Below are 21,596 nucleotides of genomic sequence, written 5' to 3'. Positions count from 1 at the left end.
CGCAGAAGTGAAACGGACATGCCAAGTTAAAACGTTGATAGCATAAACAATGCCTTTTTTGCAATTTTTATTTCGCTGCAGATATGGAAATCTTCGGCAGCGGCGGGGCTACACGCGTTTTAGTCGACTGCTCATATGCGCTGGCGATGCGGATAAGGCCGGATTCGTCAAACGCGCGTCCGAGGAATTCGATGTTTGCTGGCAGAGATGTACCCGTCTTGGATGCGGCATAGCCCATCGGCACGCCGATCGCCGGGAAGCCTGTGTTCTCGCTCCAGCGACTGAACAGTCCCGCCTGCTCGTTGCCGCTCAAGTCTGCGAGCTGAGCTGACGACGGGTAGGCAATAGCCGTGAGTCCATTCTTTGCCATCTCGTTTAATGTCCAGTCCTGCAGCGCGATACGCGTGGCAAGCGCCCGCTGATACTCGAGATTAGCATCCAGGCCTGCAGGATCTACCTTGATCTCGCGGTCATAGGATTCAAGGGTAAATTTGCTGTACTTGCCGGAGTAGAAAAGCTCTTTGAACGATTTGACTGGAACGTTGCTGCCCTGCTCCTGAAGGAATTCATCCACGTCCCTTTGGGACTCGAATGTAATGACAGATGAAGAACCGAGAAGTTTTTTGTCCGGTGCGCTAATTTCGACAACTTCTCCGCCAAGCGCCTCAATGTCTTGGGCCGCCTTGCGCAGCAAAGCTACGACAGGTCCATTCGGCTGGTCGCCCCAGATGGCGAGGCCGCCCGTTACGAGGCCGATTTTGACCCCTTTCAAGTCGCCGCTTTTGGCGAAATAGGCATAGCCCGCATGCGGCAATTTACCCACACTTCGCGCGGTAAGCGGATCGGCCTGGTCATAGCCCGCGATAAGGTCTAATCCGATGGCAACATCCTTAACATTAGCTGCCATTGGACCGGCAGCATCTTGCGTCACTGACCGAGGGAAGATGCCATTCTGGCTAACGAGGCCCATCGTTGCACGAATGGTGACCACGCCCGTCAATGCGGCGGGAATGCGTAGCGATCCGCCGGTATCCGTACCGATCGAAAGCGGCGCGTACTGTGCTGCCACCGCTACCGCGCTGCCGCCTGAAGAGCCGCCGACGGTGCGTTCAAGGTCATAAGGGTTTTTCATTGCACCTTGAAGGCTAGAAATGCCGTAGACAGCCGCGGCGAAATCATCTAGATTCGTCTTTGCGAGAATGATAGCGCCTTTATCTTCCAAACGATTAATGACAGTGCCCGACAGCAAACTCATCCATACAATCAAACAGAGCAGGTTGCGGGACTTCTTCACTGACACAACAACGGCCTCCAATTAATATTTGAATAATTATAAATTATTTGTTCCCTCATTTCACATCATGTATACCCGCTAAAAAAGAGAGAGGCTCCTTCACAAGGTGCCGCGGCTACATATAATCGTTATTTATAATGGGAGAGGTTCGTTAACGACAGGATCAAGCTGTAACCTTACGAGAACTCCCGCATGCACGAGCCCAGCCCCAAACCCGTACAATAAGGCTTGATTTCCCGCAAGGATTTTCCCACTCCGAATCCCTAGATCGAGTGAAAGGGGGATCGTTGACGACGATGTATTACCGAAGTGGGTCAGACTATGTAACGTACGTTCTAAAGGGAACTCCAGTTTCTCACAAAGCGGCTCAATCAGTCGCATATTCGCGCTATGGGGAATAAACCAGTCCACATCATTTATAGTCTGACTACTTTTGTTAATCAATTGATGAATCGAATCGGGAATGGTTCGCAATACCCAACGTAATACTTCCCTTCCGTTTTGGACAATGCAATTGTTGTCGCACAACTTCTGCTCGCCGAGTCTATTGGCAAGCCCTGTCCGATAAATATAGGCTCCCCCTCTGCCATCGGAGCCAACATGATGACTGACGAATCCCTCAAATTGGTCATCTCGTTCCATCAAAACGGCACCGGCGGCATCGCCAAACAAGACGCAGGTTGTACGATCCGAATAATCTGTAATTTTGGACAACGTTTCACCGGCAATGACCAGAACCTTCCTATGCAGTCCAGAAGCAATCAAGCCATGAGCCATGATGAGTCCATATGAAAATCCAGCGCAAGCGGCACTAATATCAATTGCACCAGCGTTTTGAATTAGAAAATGGGCTTGAATTAAGCAGGATACTGTGGGAAAAGGAAAATCTGGTGTTGTAGTGCAAACAATAATAAAATCTACATCCTCGATCGTCTTGTTATACCGAAAGATGAGATTCCTGACTGCGCTTATACAGAGATCGCTGGTGAATTCGTCTCGCTCAGCAATACGTCGTTCAAAAATGCCTGTCCGCTGTACGATCTATTCATGACTGGTATCCACCATGTTTTCCAAATCATCATTTGTCAGTTTTCGTTGGGGTACATACGTTCCAATGGCTGTAATACGTGAATGAAACACCAATAATCCCACCCTTCATGAAATCGTTACGAAATCGGAAATTTTTGTCGATATTCATGTAGTTCTTTATGAAAACGATAGAAAGGACTTGATAACATTTTTATATTCCGTTTAAATTTGGTTTTCCTTTTCCGATTATGCTGACACTCATGGAGTTGATCAATCTGTTTATCGATTTTTTCCCGTAGGGTTAGGATAAACCCGACCGCAATGTGAGATTTAGCCAACTCATGAAGATCGGCAGCAAGAGCATCACTCAAATTCTGAAGATCCGGAAGGTCTAACGACTTTGTCACATAAAAGACCTCTGGCGTAAAGTCCTCACGGTAATCTTGTCCCGGGACTTGCTCCCAAAAGGCATTCCATTCGCATAGTAGGCTGGTTTCATACAAAAAGAACTTTAAAAACCCGCATAACCATGCCGTACAACTTGTATTTCGTTTTTGGCATCCAATACCTTTGATAAGATGGTGACACCCTTGACAACAGGAACCTCCGTTGACGATACAAACGTTACAAATGGAATTGGACCCGATCTCATGTAACGCATGAATTCCCATTGTTATGACGGTTTGTCTGCTTACCTGCATGAAAGGTGTAGTCGATTCGCGAGAGGATGACGAATCTTGACGTGATGAGTACTTACTCGTAGAGCCCGGCATTCGCACCCACTCCTTTTGTTCTTTTTTAAAATCAAATAATCAGATATCTGAATATAATGGGTATTATACAGGAGTGGAAACCAAATCACAATCCATGCTTCGAAGCACCTTCTGTCCAGTGTTTTTGGGTTAAGTTGTGTTATGATATTCATACATTCAAAAGTATAACGATATTAGGAGGCGTTAGCCATGAATCAAAATATCCAACAGTTTAAAGCCGATTTTTTTAAGGCGCTGGCGCATCCCATGCGGATTCGAATCCTGGAGGTTCTAAGTGAGGGAGATAAAAACGTAAATGAGATACAGAGTATTTTAGGCTCAGAAGGTTCAGCCGTTTCTCAGCAGTTGGCGGTATTGAGAAATAAAAATGTGGTGACAGGCTTAAAAGATGGCACTTCTGTCATTTACTCGTTACGTGACCCGCTGATTAAAGACCTGCTCGCAGTCACAAAGCAGATTTTCGATAATCATCTCGTTGATGCCATTTCATTACTTGAGGTCATTCGAAATGAATCATAAACGTATAACAAGGGAATCCGTGTAACCACAGTGATCATCTTGTTTTTTTCGTTTTTCAATCGGAAACATGCTGAACGATGTTGGATTTTCACGATTGACATAGTTCGATGACAGGAGTAACATTTCACATATATTCAAATAATCAAATATATGAAGAAGAGAAGGTTGTTCAGATGAAATGGACGGGAAGATTTGAAGGATACCATGCAGCCGCATTCCGAAAGGATCTCATTTCAGGTCTCATTGTTGGCATTATCGCCATTCCATTAGGGATGGCGTTTGCTATTGCTTCTGGTGTGAAACCGGAATATGGCATTTATACCACCATCGTTGCCGGTATCTGTATTTCCTTGTTCGGTGGTTCTAAATTTCAAATTGGCGGCCCGACCGGTGCATTTATTCCAATCCTTTTCGCGATTGTAATGGAATACGGATACGAAAATTTATTGCTTGCGGGATTTTTGGCGGGAATTATTCTTGTTCTTATGGGGCTATTTAAACTCGGTGCGTTGATAAAGTTTATTCCTCGCCCAGTAACCATCGGATTTACCGCTGGAATTGCCGTCATAATCTTCAGCGGACAGATTGCCAACTTTTTAGGTTTGAGCGGTATCGAGAAACATGAGAATTTTCTGCCTAATATGAAGGAAATTGTGATGCATCTCACAACTACAAACCTCTTCAGTGTTATCACAGCAGTGGTTTGCTTGACTGTCATCCTCCTAACACCGAAATTTCTACCGAAAGTCCCTGGTTCCTTGGTGGGGCTTGTCGTATCCACTGTATTGGCGACCGTATTCTTTAAAGGGGAAGTAGCAACGATTGGATCGTCATTTGGAGCTATTCCAAGCACCCTACCCCATTTTCGTTTCCCTGATCTAACCTGGGATCGCATTGAAAGCTTGATTCGCCCCGCCTTTATTATTGCCATGTTGGGCGGCATCGAATCTTTATTATCGGCGGTTGTTGCCGATGGTATGACCGGAAGTCGTCATAACAGCAATCGGGAACTGATTGGGCAAGGCGTCGCCAATATGGTAACCCCTCTTTTTGGAGGTATACCAGCGACAGGTGCCATTGCACGAACAGCAACCAATATTAAAAACGGTGCGGTCTCACCTCTGTCGGGTATTATACATGGCATTGTAGTGTTGATGGTGCTCATTTTATTTGCACCTTACACATCGGAGATCCCACTTGCTAGTATGGCACCGATTCTGATGTTGGTTGCTTGGAACATGAGCGAACGAAAAGAATTCGCTCACGTCTTGAAAACCAAAACGAGCGATTCCCTTGTCCTCCTTCTTACTTTTTTGTTAACGGTCTTTACGAATTTAACGACTGCCGTTGAAGTCGGATTAATTTTGGCTGTTCTGCTGTTTGTGAAACGTATGAGTGACGGGTTACTGGTTTCCAAGGTCTTGCCTGACCCAACAGCAAAACATGAAAAAGTGAAAGCTCATATGGTAACAGAAGGCCACGATTGTCCACAAATCGGGATCTATACCATCGAAGGCCCCCTCTTTTTCGGCGCCGCGAACATGTTTGAAAAGTCCATTATGGATACGATTCATCTAAGGCCGAAAGTGTTACTGCTGCGCATGGGAAAAGTACCTTTTATGGATACGACGGGTGAATCTAATCTGTCCAGTTTGGTGAAACATTTCGGGAAATTTGGCGGGATTATTCTTGTATCCGGAATTCAATCTCAGCCTTTGGATGTATTGAAAAGAACAGGGTTGTATACGCTGATTGGGGCTGAGCATTTTTTTGGACATACCGGTGAAGCACTTAACTTCGCGCTATTGCAACTGGATTTGAATAAATGTCTAGGTTGTAAACATTTCGCTTTCCGTGAATGTGCGACGTTATCAAATAAGGAGACTCCAAAAGAAGTGACCAGCTTAAAGCCAGATCCAGCAAGGACATAGCCTATTCTCACTCAAAATCGCCCTAAAGACGAAATGAAGTGAGTGGCTATGCAACTCGCACTTCAGCAATACAGAATAAATGTTTTATTAGATCATGGCTCATCCGCTGCGATTGCAGATTTTGGAGTTACTCTGTGAAGGACCGAAAAGTGTCAATAAGCTTCAATCGCGTTTACAAAGTCAAGGTTCAATAGTATCCCAACATTTGGGTGTTTTAAATTAAAACATCTCGTAATAGGAATGAAAGCTGGAACTCGTGTTGTTTATTCTGGACTGACCCCATAACGTGAGACAAATTAAAAACACCTTCAAGAGAATGCAACCATGTCGTAAGATATGGGGACAACTTTGGAGGTGTTTTTGCGTTGGCAACAAGAGTCAGCTATCCAGTAGAAGTGAAAAAGAAAGCTATTGAAATGAGGTTGGACGGCATTCCAGTGAAAGAAGTCATGGAGCAACTGAACATACGAAATAAGACACAAGTGGAGACCTGGATGAGATGGTATCGCAGTGGCCAATGGAACCGGTTGGAGCAGCCTGTCGGTAAACAATACAGCTACGGTAAAGGCCCAGAATATACATCAGAACTCGAGAAGGTACAGGCGGAAAATCGGTTTCTGAAGCAACAATTAGATCTGCTAAAAAAGTTCGTGGAAATGCAAAGGAGGTGTCGCCAAAGGTTGTAGTGGAGTGGGTTGAGTCCGTTCGAGGAGAAGTCAGTGTAACTCAAGCGTGTGCATGGATCGGGCTTTCTCGCTCCACCTACTATCGCTGGAAGGACGCCCACGAGAACCCATGTAAAGATCGCATGGTAGAGAAGATTCGTGAACTCTGTAGTCAGCATAAATTTCGTTATGGATACCGAAAGATCACGGCTCTGCTTCGGATGGAGCATAAGATTAACCATAAACGCGTACAGCGGATTATGCAGCGCGAGGGGCTCCAATGTCGTGTCAAAGTGAAGAAACGCAAACCTACAGGGCAGCCAGCTTATATCGCAGAACACTTGTTAAAGCGCCAATTTGAAGCCGATGCCCCCATGCAAAAACTCGTTACAGATATTACGTATTTGCCGTTTGGTGGAAAAACGTTATACCTGTCGAGTATCTTGGACTTGTTTAACGGAGAGATTGTGGCGTACAGTATTTCTGACAAGCAAGACACCGGGTTTGTCCTGGACACGCTGGGTCAGCTGCCCACTCTGCCGGGCACCATGCTCCATAGCGATCAGGGCAGCGTCTACACATCTCAGGCCTATCAAGAAGCTGTAAAGGGAAAAGGCATTACCATGAGCATGTCCCGCAAGGGTACGCCCGCTGATAATGCCCCCATTGAATCGTTTCATTCCACGCTAAAGTCTGAAACGTTCTATCTCGAAGGTTTAACCTGTACGACGACGGCCATCGTCGAGCAGACCGTTCGAGACTACATTACTTACTATAACTCAATTCGCATTCAAACAAAACTAAACAACCAGTCGCCGCTTCATTTCCGGCAACTGGCTGCTTAAACTTGCAAGGTGTTTTGATCCCCGTCTCACAAACAGGGGGCAGTCCCAAACCGCTGATTATGCGGCTTTATATATTTATGTTATCAAGATCTTGTCAAAACACAATGACAAGAACTTGATAACATTCCCGACAGATGACAAGAACATTGTTACATTCCGATATGATCTAATCGATGACTGCAAATAAAAGAAGCTAACAGGCAGGATAGTTTGATAACTGTATGGGCAAAATGGGCAAAAAAGCCAAAAATAAAAGAGGATATTTCTCATTTGGTGGAGATGTATTATTTTGATGTGGGCCAAAGGGGGTAATCAACTTTTCAATATTGGATGGTGTTAATGCACCCAGCGATGAGTCACAAACTAACTGACAGTGAAGTTTCGTCAATACAAGTAATTCGTTTAAAGGGCACAGATAATTCAAGGATTGTCAGAATGACAGATGGATATGACGATAGGATTATTCGAAGGCTTATTAATTGGATTAATACTTCAAGTTCAAGCGAACAGGTAACCGAGTTAGAAGCTGATGTCGGGGGACAAGAACTAGTCCCATTGAAAGTCGCTAACTTAGCGGCTTTTTTGATTTATCGGTACAAGTTCTTGTCCCGAGTGGTCGACAATCAACAACCACAGCCAGATGTGGAAGAAGTAACTGAATGTAATTTTTTCAATTTAGAGGATTTGCCTAGGCCGATTAGTGATTTTACTATTTCACGTATAAAGGATGCTTTTAATACAAGTAGTTTTGGCAGTTGGCTTTTCGATTCAGGATATCAAATCCATGATCTCTAGAAACGGAATGTCGAAGGAGGAGCATGTGAGCCTGGTACAAAATAAAATTGCGCAAATTGAAGCGGCTCAGCAAAAATTAAATGAATCCAAGCAGAGCCTGCATGACATCCTTAACTCAGGCATTTCTTGTGAAAGAGGATTTGGAAAATATTAATGAATATTAGCAATGTCTTGCTAAATGGGAAATGTTATTTAAATAATTCAACTAACAGCGGGTCAAATGATCGACTGCTTTTTTCTTTCTTTAAGATTCAGACCGGGGCATCATTTTCTGTGGCGAAGTTGATTACTTATTTTGCCCTGCAGCAAGGAATCCATCTCATCCTCCTTGTACGCTCCAAGCATTCTGGTGAACATTTGGAAAGGGAACTGCCTGGTGAAAATGCGATCGCAAATGACGTTGATAGTTGGCCCCAGCGCTAAAATGATTGTCTGAAAATAGGGTTTGTAATCTGGATTACAGAAGAGGAAATTGTGGTGGTTTATGATGAATGTAACACTCCACTATAGGTTATGTTACACGAGGAACGAGTATCGTGGAGAGTGGAGCGGTTGTCGTTCGCAACATTGAAAGGAGGGGCAAAATGTTACATTATGAGGCGATGGAAAACATAATATCATTTTTGCCACAAATAAAGATATTTGAATCGCTTCCGGCAGAAATTATCCGTGAAATCGAACAATTGGTAACAAGATCCAATACGTATAAGCTTTCAAAAAACTCTATTCTTCAGACGCCCGATAATGAAAGGAATGGCTTGTTTTTCGTAATCGCCGGTAAACTTCGCGTATACAAAACCAATTCGGCCGGCAAACAACATACGGTCTGCATTCTAAGCGAAGGCGGCATGTTTGGGGAAGTTGAAACGTTTTCATTGGGCACAAGAGGGACTTATGTGGAGACGATGGAAGACTCGATTGTTTTTTCGATCCCGACCGAACAATTCGAACCGCTTTTAAGCAAGTATTCTGAATTGTCTTTACGATTTTTATCGGAACTAAGCAAACGCCTGCGAGATACGGATGAATTGGTGGAAAAATTGGTTTTTAGGGATCTGCGTGGTAAAGTGCTTTACTTTCTCAACCGACTATCTAAAAAGTTCGGTATAGAAGAAAATGGATACCAAAAAATCGATATTCCCCTAACTCATCAAGAATTGGCCAATATGATCGGTGCCACAAGAGAAGCAGTATCGCTTACCTTACAGGAACTATCCAATGAAGGTATTCTCGTGACCAGCCGTAGAACGGTCATGATTCATATCGAAAAAGCGATGAAAGAACTAGCTTGATTTCATGACCTGTATGAATTTTCCTTCGACTGTATACTTTTCAGCGTAATCTATATTACTGTCTAATTATACATCTAGCGCTATGATAAATGTCGTAACGGAATCGCTGCAAAATATGAAACTTACAGGAGGAGTCAACATGTCCAATCAACAAGTTCAACTGAATATACGATTCAAAGCTAAACCAGGGAAAAAAGAAGATTTCCGCAAGGAGCTATATTCCCTTATTGAGGAGATGTCATCCGAGAAGGCATTCATTAGCGCCATTGTTTCGGACGATCTGGATCAGCCGGATGACTTGATCATTTATGAAACATGGCAAGGCACGAGAGATAGCTGGCTTGCAGAAGAATTTACTAAACCATACCGCAAGAATTACGAAGGAACACTGGGCGATTTAATTGTGGATAGAAGCGTCAGCTGGTTGCAACCGAAGGGCGAATGGGGAAGTCATATAACGAATGCGCGATGACGTTAAATCTTTAACGCTTTAAGGTCCAGGTGGATACATTAATTTCAATAGGAGGCATATAGAAATGGGGAAATTTGAAGGAAAAGTAGCACTTGTCACTGGAGGAACAAGCGGGATCGGGCTTACCACGGCGCAACGATTCGTTTCGGAAGGGGCCTACGTATTCATTACCGGCCGCAGACAAAGCGAGCTGGACGCGGCAGTAAAATTGATCGGTGACCGGGTTACCGGCGTTCAAGGTGACATTTCTAATTTGAAGGACTTGGACAGACTGTTTGATACGGTAAAACAGGAGAAAGGACATCTGGATATTCTATTCGCAAACGCTGGACTTGGCAGCATCCTGCCCTTGGGTCAAATTACGGAAGAGCAGTACGACAAGACCTTCAACGTGAACGTCAAGGGTACTTTGTTCACCATCCAAAAGGCTTTGCCGCTGTTTCCAAATATGACGGGAACCATCATCATAACCGGTTCGACGGCGGGTACGATTGGCGACCCAGGGTTTAGTGTCTACGGAGGTAGCAAGGCGGCTCTCCGTCAGATGGCGAGGAGCTGGATAATGGATTTGAAAGGCACTGGGATACGACTTAATGTACTGAGCCCAGGCGGGGTCCACACGCCAGCTTATGATGATCTGTTTGGCGAGTCGCTAAATCAAGTCCTTGAATCGGCGAAGAATGTCGTTCCGCTAAGCCGCTTGGGCAAGACGGAGGAGATTGCCGACGCGGTGATGTTTCTGGCCTCGGAGGAAAGCAGCTATGTGAACGGCATTGAATTGTTCGTAGATGGCGGTATTGCTCAAGTCTGACTGTACATTAGAAGGGGATGAGTTGTCATCTGAGCAATTGATAAGCCCATGTATTAACTCAGGCAGAGCTATTAATCTCTGGTTGTCGGGGGACAAGAACATATTCCCAATGAAAGTCGCTAAAATAGCGGCTTTTTTGTTTTATCGCGGTACAAGTTCTTGTCCCGAGTCGAGGACAAGAACTTGTACCGATTGCCGTACTACTTGACACAAACCTCCCCTTATTAACAGCGTTACAGAATATGATATCATTTATTTGATCCAATTTACATTCACTGGGTTAAGTTTGTATCATTCCGCCGATTATAATGGGAGTTTTGTGTCACAGTCTCTCAGTACCGCCATTTACAGGGGGAGATTTGTGTCACTAACGCTTAATACGAGGGGGAATACATAGATAGTCGTAAACGGAAGTTATCGCACACAACCCTTTTGAATTATTGCCATGACTACATCATTTTTTTTGATTGGTTAGTATCGGAAAATTATGCTGCTGATAGCCGTAAAAGTATAGGTTTAGAAACTCTGGAGAAATTGACGGTCAGGGAGATTGAGAATTTTCTATCTTTTCTCGAATATCAGTTGAACAACTCCAGTCATACGATAAACCGCAAATTATCGGCTCTCAAATCATTGTTTGATTATCTACAAAACAAAGCAGAAACTCCTGACTTGAAGCCATATATATTGCGCAATGTTATGGCAAAAATGGAATTCAACACTGTTAAAGAGACTCAAGAAACCATTGCGAATCGGATTGAAGGTAAAATACTCAGAGAAGATGACTTTGAGACTTTTCGTCAATTTGTTGCCCATGACTATGGTGTAATTAACAAAGATAACAAACGACTTAAACACTTTCATGAATTTAATCGTGAACGTGACACAGCCATCGTTTCTTTAATACTGGGATCAGGATTACGATTGTCAGAAGTCGCTGGCATAAATATAGAAGACCTAGACATCGTTAAAGGTCAAGTTCGAGTATTGCGAAAAGGTAACAAAGAACAGTATGTATATTTTAGCAAGCAAGCTTTGTGGGATTTAGAAAATTTCCTTGAAATCCGGGAAGAACGATATAAAGCAGAGAAAAACGACAATTATTTGTTTATGGCAGCACCAGTTGGTCGTAAAGGAAAAAACCGACGATTAACAGCTAGGTCTATAGAGAAGTTGATTGAAAAGTACGCCACAGCCTTTGGGAAACCGTCTTTATCAGTTCATTCATTGAGACATTCGTTTGCAACAAGATATCACATGGAGAATAATGATGTACCAAGATTAAAGAATCAATTAGGGCATTCATCAATACAAACCACAATGATTTATACACACTTAACTGATGAAGAAATGCGTATTGCAGTAAATAATATGGATAAATAAGACACAAAGCATAAAGAGAATGTGTACTATCAGACTAGAAATGGAAGAGCTTTTGACACAAATTTCCCCTCGTATTAAGCGTTAGTGACACAAATCTCCCCCTGTAAATGGCGGTACTGTGAGACTGTGACACAAAACTCCCCTTATAATCGGCGGAATGATACAAACCTAACCCAGTGAATGTAATTTGGATCAAATAGGGGTACAGTCAGGAAAATGCGGATTTACAACGCTAAGCCCATTTCCCCGACTATTCCCCCAGTTTTAACAACGTTAAGAAAGTTTCAAGGGTCTTAAAGAATCTAACGAGACCATTTTCTCCGAATTAAAATGGTATTCTCCAAGTAAATTAATATGTTCCCAACCTAGAGGTGACATATGGTGCAATAATTCTTCATTAAAACTACCTGACCGTTTTTGATATTCAACTGCCTTTGTTAGATGTAAAGTATTCCAGATACTGATGGCATTAATGATTATATTTAAGGCACTGGCCCTTTGCAATTGATGCTGTATGGTTCGTTCCCTAAGCTCTCCTTGTTTTCCGAAGAAAATAGCTCTTGCCAGTCCATTCATCGCTTCTCCTTTATTCAATCCTTTTTGTATTTTTCTTCTTAATGATTCATCCGAAATATAATTCAAAATAAAGATCGTTTTTTCTATTCGGCCCATCTCACGTAAAGCGGTAGCCAAGCTGTTTTGTCTTGAATAAGAACCTAGTTTCCCCATAATAAGGGATGCTGAAACTGTTCCTTCATTTATAGAATGAGCTAATCGCAAAACATCCTCATAATTTTCTTTAATGACCTTTGTATTTATTTGTCCACGTAAAATGGCTTCTAATTTTGGAGATTCACTTGCTTTATCTATTGTAAATAATTTCGAGTCTGATAAATCCCTTATTCTTGGAGCAAATTTAAATCCTAATAAATGAGTCAATCCGAATATTTGGTCTGTGTAACCAGCATTAATTGTACTAGTATTAGAAGTAGTAATTAACGTATCTCATGTTATCAACTACTTCTTTTTTATTTCCTTATAGATTCATTATATGTACTATGAATTTTATGGATATATAGTATCTAACGAAATGATTTTAGACATGGGGGGAAATTTTGAAAGTACAAGAAGTTCTCATTCATGAGAAGAAAAGATATCTGTTAATTGACAATGGAGGGCATCCAGTTACTTCAGTTGCAAAGTATATAAAGTATTTAGATAACATTGGAAAAGCTGAAAACACACTAAAGTCATACTGTTACCATCTAAAGCTTTACTTTCAATTCCTAGAGGAGTGTAGATTAGAATATCAAGAAGTAAACCTTGATATTTTAGCTCAATTCATCGGTTGGCTGAGAATCCCTGATCAATCTACAAAAGTCATTTATTTTGAAGCAACCTTAGCGAAACGATCAGAAAAAACGGTCAATACCATCATAACGTGTGTCATAGGGTTCTATGACTATTTGACTCGTAATGAGGATTACGGGGGGAATTTAAATGATCAATTAATAAAGCAAGCCCCAGGGCGTTTTAAGACTTTCAAACCTTTCCTTCATCACATTACAAAAGGGAATTCTTATGATAAAAACATTTTAAAGATTAAGGAACCAAAGCGTTTAATCAAAACTTTGAGTAAAAATCAAATCCAAGTGATCCATGATGCGTGCAGCAATATACGGGATGAATTATTATTCCGTATATTATATGAAGGAGGATTACGGATTGGAGAGGCCCTTTCTTTGTGGGTAGAGGATTTTGATATAGGTAAAAACGCTGTTACGGTGAGGAAATCCAAAACATCAGATGGAGAAAAACGAAAAGTTTATGTGTCTATTGAGACTATGAATCTCTTTCAAGATTATCTAATAGACTATCATTCTTACGAAATTGATAGCAATTATGTTTTTATCACCTTAACTGGACCAAATCGTGGTAAACCAATGACTGATGGTTCTGTACGTTCTTTAATTAAACGGATGAAGAAAAAAACAGGAATAGATTTTACCCCTCATATGCTCCGGCATACATATGCCACAGAGTTACACGCAGCAGGAGTTGATATTGCCATCATACAGAGGTTATTAGGGCATGCACACGTTCAAACAACCATACAGACTTATATCCATGCATCCGATGAAACCATACGTGAAAGCTGGGAACAAGCTCATTCAAATAAAAAAATGGGAAGAAGAGATAAATAATGATACAGAACACATTCAAAATAAAACCCCTTCCCCATCATTTGGAACAGATAAATGAACCATTACTTGGATATTGGGCAAATGATGTGTGGGATGTACAAGAATGTCCCTTTTTGGATAAACATTATGATTGGAATAGAAAATTGATTTTTGATAAGGTACACAATCTTAGATTAAAAAATGAATTAAAATATTATTTTTATAAGGGGTTACAGGAGACAAGGATCTCGATTATCTATGCTTTTATGCATTATTCTCCATGTCTTAAAGTTTTTACAGAATTCATCTCTCGATATTATGCTGATTTAGATTCTATTATTGATATTCCGAAAGAAAAGTTTCTAATAGAGTATCGAACATTTCTTGTAGAGAAAGGAAAATCAGTTGAGATTGTACACCGGAAAAAGTCATCACCGTGGATGTCACCAACAGTTCAACCATCATTGTATATTAGACTATTTCTTCAAGTTTATGATTTTTATTATTACTTTTATGACGAACGAGAAGAAACAGATAAGGATTGTTGGGATGTACGAAATTTGAAGATTAATTATAACAATACAATCAGTAGATATTCATTAGACTTTTCGAAAATTCCGCAACCTTATAGACAATTATTTAAAAAATATATAAAGACTTGCCTAGTTGTTCAGCAATCCATTAGCTTTTCTACAGCAATATGTTATTTAAATAGACTTTTGTTTTTCTTCACCTTTTTGAAGGAGAAATATCCTGAGTGGAAAGAATTAAATCAGCTATCTAGAATGGATATTGAGGAGTATATTGAATACTTGCGACATTCTACTATTAAAAAAGGAAAATATTTAATTAATCCAGATCACAATTATGTAAATCGTTTTTTAATAGACCTTAAAACGTTTATCTCATACATACAAAAATTCGAATGGGAAGAAGCTCCGATAAAGTCAGTTATTTCACTATTGTCAATTGAGGATATTCCTAAAAAGAAAAGAGCAAAGGCTGATGAAATTAAATATATTCCGGATGAAGTATGGGAACAGTTAGTTTGCCATATTAACCAACTTTCCTCAGATCATATACCTATAATTCTTCTAATGGAAGCTACAGGTTTTCGAATTAGTGACGTTTTATCACTTATAATTGACTGCTTAGTAAAACAAGAAGATGGCTGGTGGATTATCGGAGATCAAAGAAAAGTAAGTTATAAAAATCATAAAGTTCCTATTTCAGAAGAAATTGCTAATGTTGTCTTGGTGCAGCAAGAAATTACAAAAAAGAGATCCTCTTTAGACACGAACCCTAAGAAATATTTGTTTCCAGTACTTAAAGGGAAAAGGATGGGTAATCCCATATCGCAGGATTCCATAAAGCTGAACCTTAATAAACTAGCTAACAGATGTAATATTAAGGACAAGGATGGAGAAATTTATTGGTTTAAAAATCATGCATTTCGACACCGTTACGGTGTTAATTTGATTAATAACGGAATGAATATCCTTCATGTTCAAAAATTGATGGCACATGCCAGTCCTGAAATGACATTAGTCTATGCCCAAATTCATGACCAGTCACTCCGTGATGAATGGGAAAAGGCTCGAGATAATGGCGCAGTAAGATTAGATACACGTGGAGAAGTTATTGTCGCTGATTTAGCTCAACAGGCTAAAGAAAATGGAGTTGAACTGGAGTGGATACGTCACAACATGGACTCCATTCGTTTAGATCATGGGTTTTGTGTAAAAAGCCCAAAACTTCATTGTGATTTTCTTGAACAGACATTGGAACCACCATGTATTAAAAACAACTGCCGAAGTTTTCACGTTGACAAGACTTTTCTCGACTATTATCAAGAACAGATATCTAAAATGGAAGCTGATATTGAAGTATACAAAAAATCCGGAAGGTTACGTTCCATTGAGTTAATTGAACCCAAATTAAAAAGATATAAAGAATTAGCAAATGGTTTACTACATACTGGTGGAATCTTTGGTTTAGATAAAACTAGACGTGAGTATGTTGGAGATGAACGTGAGAAGGTGATGCAAAATGTCTAATGAAACCCCAAATACTGAAGGTATTATAAAATATGCGAAGTTGAAAACGGAAAAGTCCATTCAAAAAGTTGAAGAAGCGATCAAAAAGATGATAAAAAAACAAATGAAAATCAATTTTAACTCTATATCTGCAGAATCAGGGGTTTCAAAGGCATTTCTATACAGAAATACAAAACTCCGAGATCGAATCGAAACACTTCGCAAACAACAAGAGGGTCTCCCCTCAATAAAGCAAGTTAAAAGGAATATGAGTGACGCATCAAAAGATGTAATTATCGCTTCCTTACGGAAGCGAGTCAAGCATTTAGAAAAGGAAAATAAAGAAATTAAAGAACAATTGAAAATTCAATATGGGAAAATGTATGAGGATATTTAAGTTCCCACTCTTTTTCCTTTCCCTGTTGATTTTTTTCTTGTAATATGACGAAGCCATAAAAATGTTGAATGTCTTTTTTGTACAATGACATCGGATTCATGAATATTTATGTTAAAATATCGAAGAGATTTTGAAAGATTGTACTTAAAATATAGGGTCATTTAGTGGAAAAAGAAATTTCAATAGAAATAAAAAATTGCAAGGTAAAATAGTTAAAAAAGGCTGAGTATATATGAAGATTTCTTTAATTGTTGCGATGGATAAGAATAGAGTAATTGGTAAAGAGAATGACATTCCTTGGAGAATTCCGAATGATTGGAAGTATGTTAAAGATACTACAAATGGACATTCAATTATATTAGGTAGAAAGAACATTGAGTCTATCGGAATAGCTTTACCTGGCAGAAGGAATATTATTCTGACACGAGATAAAGGTTTTAATTTTGATGGATGTGAAATTGCCCATTCAATTATAGATGTTTTTGAGTTATGTAAAGATGAAGAAGAGATTTTTATTTTCGGTGGAGAACAGATTTATAGTTTGTTCTTACCTTATGTTGAAAAAATGTATATAACAAGAATTCATCATGAATTCGAGGGAGACACATTTTTTCCTGAAGTTAATTTTGATGAATGGAAAGAAGAATCTGTTGAAAAAGGAATTATGAATGAAAAAAACCCATATAACTACTATTTTCATGTTTATAAAAGAATAAATTTATTAAGCTAACAGTTTCAGAGATTTTAAGTAAAACTTTTAAAAAATGATTAAAATATTAAGCAACAATAATTTTTGGTTAGAGAGAGGTTTGGAAAATGAAAAAAATTGACATTTTAAATGGTGGATATGTGATCTTACAAGACTACATGGGTTCCGACTTATCTGTTACAAATTCAGCTCGTGTTTCTTATAACAAGAAAAAGGACGTTCTTGACGATAAAGATAAGGGACTCATTGACTTTCTCGCTCGTGAAGGTCACACAAGTCCATTCAGACACACTTCACTTCAATTTGAAGTTTACGTCCCTCTTTACGTCGCAAGACAACATTGGAAGCATATCATTGGTTCTGGATTTCAGGACCCATTCGTTGCTTGGAATGAATCTTCTCGTCGTTATATTACTGAAGAACCAGAGTTTTACATACCTAATGCTAATGAGTGGAGATCGAAACCAGCAAATTCAAAACAAGGCTCTGGCGAGAATTTAAGTGAATTATCTGGAGGAGTTTTTACAAAGAAGCTTGAAGAGCATATTGCTGAAGGTGAACGCCTTTATGAAGAAGCCATGGAAGCTGGTGTGGCTCCAGAACAAGCTCGATTATTTCTTCCTGCTTACTCTATGTTTGTGAGATATTATTGGACTGGTTCTCTTCAAGGTGTAGCCCATTTCTTGAATTTAAGACTCCCAGAGGATGCCCAATACGAAATTAGAGTTCTTGCTGAAGCTGTGCAGGAATTAGCACATGAGAAGTTTCCATTGTCCCTTGACGCTCTCCTCAAATATAACTAAAAAGTAAGGATGGTTCTTGTTAATTCCATTTATTTAAGTGCTTTAATGGAAGATGATGGCTAACGACTTTGAGTCGTTAGTCATTTTTAATCATTCTTTAAATACATGTCTATAATGAAAGAACACAATTAAATTCTAACTTTTTTATAAAAAGGTATTGATAACCGGCCGTGTCTGTATAATGCTCTTCTATGTTTAGATCCGTCTCATGGTGCAACAAACCATCCAAAACATGAATCGCATCCCTTGAATTAGTATGAATAATCTTTGTGTAGTAAGAAGAGAATTGATCACTAGTAAAACGGTAGATGGTGGCTCCTTTTCCGGTTCCATAATGTGGATTTGCATCTGCATGTAGTGATGAAACACCTAGCTGCATTCTCATACCGTCTGACGAGGATGTTGTACCGTCTCCCCAATAAGAAGACAATTGTAGCTTGTGATGAAAATTTACTAATACAGCTTGGGCTTTATTCATTGCGTCTTCATACATGCGCCATTGAGACACATTGGCTAGTTGCTTATATGTAAGCCCGGGTGTTGCTTCAGCCATTTTGCTCAAGCCAATATTCATTCCCATTCCTAAAAGAGCAGCCATAATAATGATTGTTTCTTCTTTATCTGGTTTTCGTTTGTTAGAAGCATGTGTAAATTGCTCATGAAATCCTGTTATATGGGCAACATCCATCAGTAAATCGGTTAATTTTATTCTTGGTAGCATCTGATACAGGCTTGCACTAAATTTCTTTGCTTCTTCTGGAACATCTTTTTCTAATCGTGCAAGTGACAGCTTTCCTTTTTCAAGAGAAACTCCATCTAACTTGTTGGAATTAGCAGCTAACCACTGTAACCTCCCATTAAGGCTGCTAGTTCTCTCTGTAATATAATCCTTGAATGATAAACTAACCGATAATCTTGTATTCTCCTTCGTTTGATTCCATGTATCTTCGGAAAACAAATATTCCTCAAAATCTCTATATTGTCTACTGCCCACAATAGAAACATCACCAGCCCGAATATGCTCCCGAAGTTCTGTTAAAACAGCCATTTCATAGTAATGCCGATTGATTGTTGTACCATCATCCTCGTATAAATGCTTTTTCCACCGTTTTGAAATAAAATCCAAAGGTGAGTTATCAGGTACTTTTCGCTTCCCAGATTCGTTCATTCCTCGTATAATCTCTACAGCTTGTAAAAGTGGCTCATTCGCCTTTGTGGAATGAAATTCCAATACCCTTAATAGGGTTGGCGTATATTTTCTAAGAGAATAAAATCGTTTTTGCAGTAAGTCTAAATAGTCATAGTCGGCAGGACGTGCAAGCTCCTGAGCTTCTTCCACTGAAGAAACAAAAGAATTCCATTCAATAACCGATTCTAAAACCTCAAAAACGTCTAGTTTTTCCCGTTTTGCTTTGATTAAAGCTTGTCCGATGTTCGTATAGTGTATAACCTTCTCATTCAGCTTTTTCCCGTTTTGTTTCTGAATTTCTTCTTGAGCCTTACGGCCTTTTGATAACAGACTGAGTATTTGTCTGTCGTGAATTTCAAAGGCTTTATCCGTTAAATCCTGAGTAAGGTGTAATAAATAGACGGTTAAAATCGAGTATCGTTTATTTTCTTGAAAGTCACGGAACGCATAAGGCTCATATCTTGAACCTAAGCGAGATAGCTGTAACAAGCGATTGCGATGCAAATGATTAATTTGTACCGTTTCTAATTCTATACCTCGTATGTATTCGAGTCGTTCTATTACTTTTAGAAATGTTTCGGATGAAGGATGACCCGGTGGTTCCTTTAACCAACCCAATATCGTTTTATTGGATTCGGATGGATGCTGCGAAGTAATGATCTCTTCAAGCTTTTCTTTTTGGTTATTTGTTAGAGTTTGACTAACCGTATTAAATAGCTTCTTTTCAGCCATTGCCCTTGCCTCCCACACCAATCTCTCAAGTGTAGTGATAGCAGGCAGAATGATTTTCTTTTTTCTTAGAAAATCTATACATTCATGTAGTAGATGCATGGCATCGCCATTTTCCAAAGCTAATTGATGAAGATGCTTAAATGCTATTCGATATTCTTTTAGTGTAAAAGTTACAAAGTCGTATTCACTTCGAATTTCTTTCAAATGATCCCAAAGTGTATTTTCTCTTTGAGGATAAAGACTAATCGAAGATGAAGTGGCACCGATTTGTTTCGATATATAATGTATGACTGAATCCGGGATGTTTTTGATATGAGTGTATGGCCAACTGGGATACCGAAGAACAGCTAATTGGGGTAGTACCAGCGAAGCTGATACCACCCGCAAAGTAGGTGGATATATATGTAAAAAATCAATTCAGAGCTTAAAAATATCATTCAATTCGTTCCAGTTGTCCCCGATCCAGATCATCTCATCAATAAAGCGTCCCATTGTCTTTTCACTGCTATACATCGCATGTACCCACTTGAACTCCTTATACCAAGTAAGTTTAATGGATCGAACGAGTTGCTCATTAGATAAGCTCATATGTACCCTGTAGCCTTCTACATAAGCCTCTACAGCATCCAATCGCATTTGGGCATCTTTAAGAGCACACGATAGCAACGCTCGTGAGATATCAAAATCAGGATAAACAAACTGTACTCGATCAAAGTCGACAATATCAGCAACTCCATCCTTGTAAAACAAAAGATTGTCAACATGCATATCCCAATGGGCCCATCCCTTAGCGCATTCATTGAATATATCCATGTCTAGTCCGCTAAGTATTTCCATCTGCTTTTGAATGGCTAGTACGTATTTTTCGTGATTTGCTTCCTCTGTCTCATGCAAATTCAGCTCTAGTCTGGCAATCATTTTATGTTTGCTCGGCAACTCCCAATGCAGAGCTATGCGTCGAGGCATATGGATACTCATCCATTTGTGCATTCTTCCAGTAGCTTCCCCAAGACTGTACATTTGTTGGAGATTAGCAGTCCCTGCCTGGATAAGCTCCCCCTTACTAACACCAGTAATCATATAGTCTTCTTCGGATTGTAAACGATGAATATACCGATTATTGTACGAATATACAGGCTGACAAGGTATGCCATCGCGATACATCAAATCTTGATACCGCAATGCTTCGTGAACGTCTTCAAGTCCTCTTCGGTACCTAACTTTACAATATTTCTTCACAAAATAGGATTCGCTGTCGGTCTTCATGATCCACTTCATATTTCCGTATCCCAAGTTGTTTGCTTCTACAGATTGAATATGCCATCCAAACTTGCCTCTGAGGTCATTAATGATCTCTTCCTCAATAAGATTTATTGCTCTAGCTGCTTCCATAATGATCACCTCTCAATAGTGGAGTATACGAACCAAATTGGTTAAGCGCCTTAATAAGATGCAGAACTAACGTTCCTATAAATTGTAGTATCTTATCGATCGACTGTAAAGCACTTCCAATAACTGAAGGAGCACAAAAAACATGCTGTAGCGAAAGGTTCAAATAATTCACAAACATTAAAGTTCCGTATTTTCTTTTGTAAGTGGAACATAGAGCTTTTTGAGATTCATATTGTTTAAAATATATAGCTCAGATATACTGATTTCAACTACATTGTTCCGATACTGACCAAATTAGGAACTTTTATTTATTAATGGGGACTACACCTGCTCAACAAAAAAATAA

General features: G+C 39.9%; 17 protein-coding genes and 4 pseudogenes. 15 read left to right on the top strand and 6 right to left on the bottom strand.

The window, feature by feature from the left end:
* Positions 1 to 67 precede the first annotated feature (67 nt).
* The 3 genes and pseudogenes from MKX98_RS30420 to MKX98_RS30410 form a co-directional block, all read right to left on the bottom strand.
* Positions 68 to 1,255, bottom strand: coding sequence for an amidase family protein (locus tag MKX98_RS30420; protein ID WP_339224614.1), 1,188 nt, complete (start codon positions 1,253 to 1,255; stop codon positions 68 to 70).
* Between the two features lie 171 nt (positions 1,256 to 1,426).
* Positions 1,427 to 2,437: pseudogene (locus MKX98_RS30415) on the bottom strand (ketoacyl-ACP synthase III).
* 23 nt (positions 2,438 to 2,460) lie between these two features.
* The gene (locus MKX98_RS30410) at positions 2,461 to 2,994 is read right to left on the bottom strand and encodes a hypothetical protein (protein WP_339220108.1); all 534 of its coding nucleotides are present in this window, start codon (positions 2,992 to 2,994) and stop codon (positions 2,461 to 2,463) included.
* A gap of 291 nt (positions 2,995 to 3,285) precedes the next feature.
* On the opposite strand from MKX98_RS30410, the gene MKX98_RS30405 reads away from it, so the two are divergent.
* From MKX98_RS30405 to xerS, 10 genes and pseudogenes are all read left to right on the top strand, one after another.
* A complete protein-coding gene (locus MKX98_RS30405; RefSeq protein WP_036684721.1) occupies positions 3,286 to 3,615 on the top strand; it encodes a metalloregulator ArsR/SmtB family transcription factor in 330 nt (109 codons plus the stop codon).
* A 173-nt stretch (positions 3,616 to 3,788) separates the two neighbouring features.
* Complete coding sequence (gene sulP / locus MKX98_RS30400; RefSeq protein WP_339224612.1) at positions 3,789 to 5,546, top strand: sulfate permease; 1,758 nt, start codon at positions 3,789 to 3,791, stop codon at positions 5,544 to 5,546.
* A 365-nt stretch (positions 5,547 to 5,911) separates the two neighbouring features.
* A protein-coding gene (locus tag MKX98_RS30395) for an IS3 family transposase (RefSeq protein ID WP_339220106.1) occupies positions 5,912 to 7,056 on the top strand; the annotation gives its coding sequence in 2 pieces (ribosomal slippage) (positions 5,912 to 6,185 and positions 6,185 to 7,056; 1,146 coding nt in all).
* Between the two features lie 435 nt (positions 7,057 to 7,491).
* Positions 7,492 to 7,851 carry a hypothetical protein gene (locus tag MKX98_RS30390; protein ID WP_162487578.1) on the top strand — a complete coding sequence of 120 codons (360 nt, stop codon included), beginning with the start codon at positions 7,492 to 7,494 and terminating at the stop codon, positions 7,849 to 7,851.
* The gene (locus MKX98_RS30385) at positions 7,784 to 8,005 is read left to right on the top strand and encodes a MerR family DNA-binding protein (RefSeq protein WP_074961847.1); all 222 of its coding nucleotides are present in this window, start codon (positions 7,784 to 7,786) and stop codon (positions 8,003 to 8,005) included. The genes MKX98_RS30390 and MKX98_RS30385 overlap by 68 nt, the downstream gene beginning before the upstream one ends.
* Entirely contained in the window at positions 8,005 to 8,274 is a 270-nt protein-coding gene (locus MKX98_RS30380) for a hypothetical protein (RefSeq protein ID WP_071220721.1), read from the top strand. The genes MKX98_RS30385 and MKX98_RS30380 overlap by 1 nt, the downstream gene beginning before the upstream one ends.
* 161 nt (positions 8,275 to 8,435) lie before the next feature.
* A complete protein-coding gene (locus tag MKX98_RS30375; RefSeq protein ID WP_071220722.1) occupies positions 8,436 to 9,143 on the top strand; it encodes a Crp/Fnr family transcriptional regulator in 708 nt (235 codons plus the stop codon).
* Between the two features lie 139 nt (positions 9,144 to 9,282).
* Positions 9,283 to 9,615, top strand: a complete 333-nt coding sequence (locus MKX98_RS30370) for an antibiotic biosynthesis monooxygenase family protein (protein WP_071220723.1) — start codon at positions 9,283 to 9,285, stop codon at positions 9,613 to 9,615.
* A 64-nt stretch (positions 9,616 to 9,679) separates the two neighbouring features.
* Positions 9,680 to 10,426 carry an SDR family oxidoreductase gene (locus tag MKX98_RS30365; RefSeq protein ID WP_071220724.1) on the top strand — a complete coding sequence of 249 codons (747 nt, stop codon included), beginning with the start codon at positions 9,680 to 9,682 and terminating at the stop codon, positions 10,424 to 10,426.
* Between the two features lie 387 nt (positions 10,427 to 10,813).
* A pseudogene (xerS, locus tag MKX98_RS30360) lies at positions 10,814 to 11,809 on the top strand (tyrosine recombinase XerS); the annotation flags it as partial.
* Between the two features lie 273 nt (positions 11,810 to 12,082).
* Here the strand turns inward: xerS and MKX98_RS30355 are convergent.
* A pseudogene (locus tag MKX98_RS30355) lies at positions 12,083 to 12,775 on the bottom strand (Tn3 family transposase); the annotation flags it as partial.
* Positions 12,776 to 12,924: 149 nt separating this feature from the next.
* On the opposite strand from MKX98_RS30355, the gene MKX98_RS30350 reads away from it, so the two are divergent.
* The 5 genes from MKX98_RS30350 (at position 12,925) to thyX (ending at position 17,937) form a co-directional block, all read left to right on the top strand.
* Positions 12,925 to 14,013: a tyrosine-type recombinase/integrase gene (locus MKX98_RS30350; protein WP_071220727.1), complete on the top strand. Its 1,089-nt coding sequence runs from the start codon at positions 12,925 to 12,927 to the stop codon at positions 14,011 to 14,013.
* Complete coding sequence (locus MKX98_RS30345) at positions 14,013 to 16,049, top strand: tyrosine-type recombinase/integrase (RefSeq protein WP_339220103.1); 2,037 nt, start codon at positions 14,013 to 14,015, stop codon at positions 16,047 to 16,049. Before MKX98_RS30350 ends, MKX98_RS30345 begins: the two co-directional genes overlap by 1 nt.
* On the top strand, positions 16,042 to 16,425 hold the full coding sequence (locus MKX98_RS30340; protein ID WP_059040596.1) for a DUF6262 family protein: 384 nt from the start codon (positions 16,042 to 16,044) through the stop codon (positions 16,423 to 16,425). Before MKX98_RS30345 ends, MKX98_RS30340 begins: the two co-directional genes overlap by 8 nt.
* Before the next feature lie 232 nt (positions 16,426 to 16,657).
* A complete protein-coding gene (gene dfr, locus MKX98_RS30335; protein WP_059040595.1) occupies positions 16,658 to 17,155 on the top strand; it encodes a DfrD/DfrG/DfrK family trimethoprim-resistant dihydrofolate reductase in 498 nt (165 codons plus the stop codon).
* Between the two features lie 86 nt (positions 17,156 to 17,241).
* Positions 17,242 to 17,937 (top strand): FAD-dependent thymidylate synthase, encoded by a 696-nt coding sequence (gene thyX / locus MKX98_RS30330; protein WP_059040594.1) that lies wholly within the window; start codon positions 17,242 to 17,244, stop codon positions 17,935 to 17,937.
* A 160-nt stretch (positions 17,938 to 18,097) separates the two neighbouring features.
* Here the strand turns inward: thyX and MKX98_RS30325 are convergent.
* Positions 18,098 to 20,212: pseudogene (locus MKX98_RS30325) on the bottom strand (Tn3 family transposase); the annotation flags it as partial.
* Between the two features lie 63 nt (positions 20,213 to 20,275).
* A complete protein-coding gene (locus MKX98_RS30320; RefSeq protein WP_071220729.1) occupies positions 20,276 to 21,250 on the bottom strand; it encodes a phosphotransferase in 975 nt (324 codons plus the stop codon).
* Positions 21,251 to 21,596 lie beyond the last annotated feature (346 nt).

This window comes from Paenibacillus sp. FSL W7-1332, assembly GCF_037969785.1.
GTDB lineage: Bacteria > Bacillota > Bacilli > Paenibacillales > Paenibacillaceae > Paenibacillus_AQ.
This window is presented reverse-complemented; position numbering and strand designations above follow the sequence as displayed.

Bases quoted from the DNA above. Each gene is read 5' to 3' on its own strand.
- MKX98_RS30420 (WP_339224614.1), bottom strand. From the start codon at position 1,255: ATGAGTTTGCTGTCGGGCACTGTCATTAATCGTTTGGAAGATAAAGGC.
- MKX98_RS30410 (WP_339220108.1), bottom strand. From the start codon at position 2,994: ATGGGAATTCATGCGTTACATGAGATCGGGTCCAATTCCATTTGTAAC.
- MKX98_RS30405 (WP_036684721.1), top strand. From the start codon at position 3,286: ATGAATCAAAATATCCAACAGTTTAAAGCCGATTTTTTTAAGGCGCTG.
- sulP (WP_339224612.1), top strand. From the start codon at position 3,789: ATGAAATGGACGGGAAGATTTGAAGGATACCATGCAGCCGCATTCCGA.
- MKX98_RS30390 (WP_162487578.1), top strand. From the start codon at position 7,492: ATGACAGATGGATATGACGATAGGATTATTCGAAGGCTTATTAATTGG.
- MKX98_RS30385 (WP_074961847.1), top strand. From the start codon at position 7,784: ATGCTTTTAATACAAGTAGTTTTGGCAGTTGGCTTTTCGATTCAGGAT.
- MKX98_RS30380 (WP_071220721.1), top strand. From the start codon at position 8,005: ATGAATATTAGCAATGTCTTGCTAAATGGGAAATGTTATTTAAATAAT.
- MKX98_RS30375 (WP_071220722.1), top strand. From the start codon at position 8,436: ATGTTACATTATGAGGCGATGGAAAACATAATATCATTTTTGCCACAA.
- MKX98_RS30370 (WP_071220723.1), top strand. From the start codon at position 9,283: ATGTCCAATCAACAAGTTCAACTGAATATACGATTCAAAGCTAAACCA.
- MKX98_RS30365 (WP_071220724.1), top strand. From the start codon at position 9,680: ATGGGGAAATTTGAAGGAAAAGTAGCACTTGTCACTGGAGGAACAAGC.
- MKX98_RS30345 (WP_339220103.1), top strand. From the start codon at position 14,013: ATGATACAGAACACATTCAAAATAAAACCCCTTCCCCATCATTTGGAA.
- MKX98_RS30340 (WP_059040596.1), top strand. From the start codon at position 16,042: ATGTCTAATGAAACCCCAAATACTGAAGGTATTATAAAATATGCGAAG.
- dfr (WP_059040595.1), top strand. From the start codon at position 16,658: ATGAAGATTTCTTTAATTGTTGCGATGGATAAGAATAGAGTAATTGGT.
- thyX (WP_059040594.1), top strand. From the start codon at position 17,242: ATGAAAAAAATTGACATTTTAAATGGTGGATATGTGATCTTACAAGAC.
- MKX98_RS30320 (WP_071220729.1), bottom strand. From the start codon at position 21,250: ATGGAAGCAGCTAGAGCAATAAATCTTATTGAGGAAGAGATCATTAAT.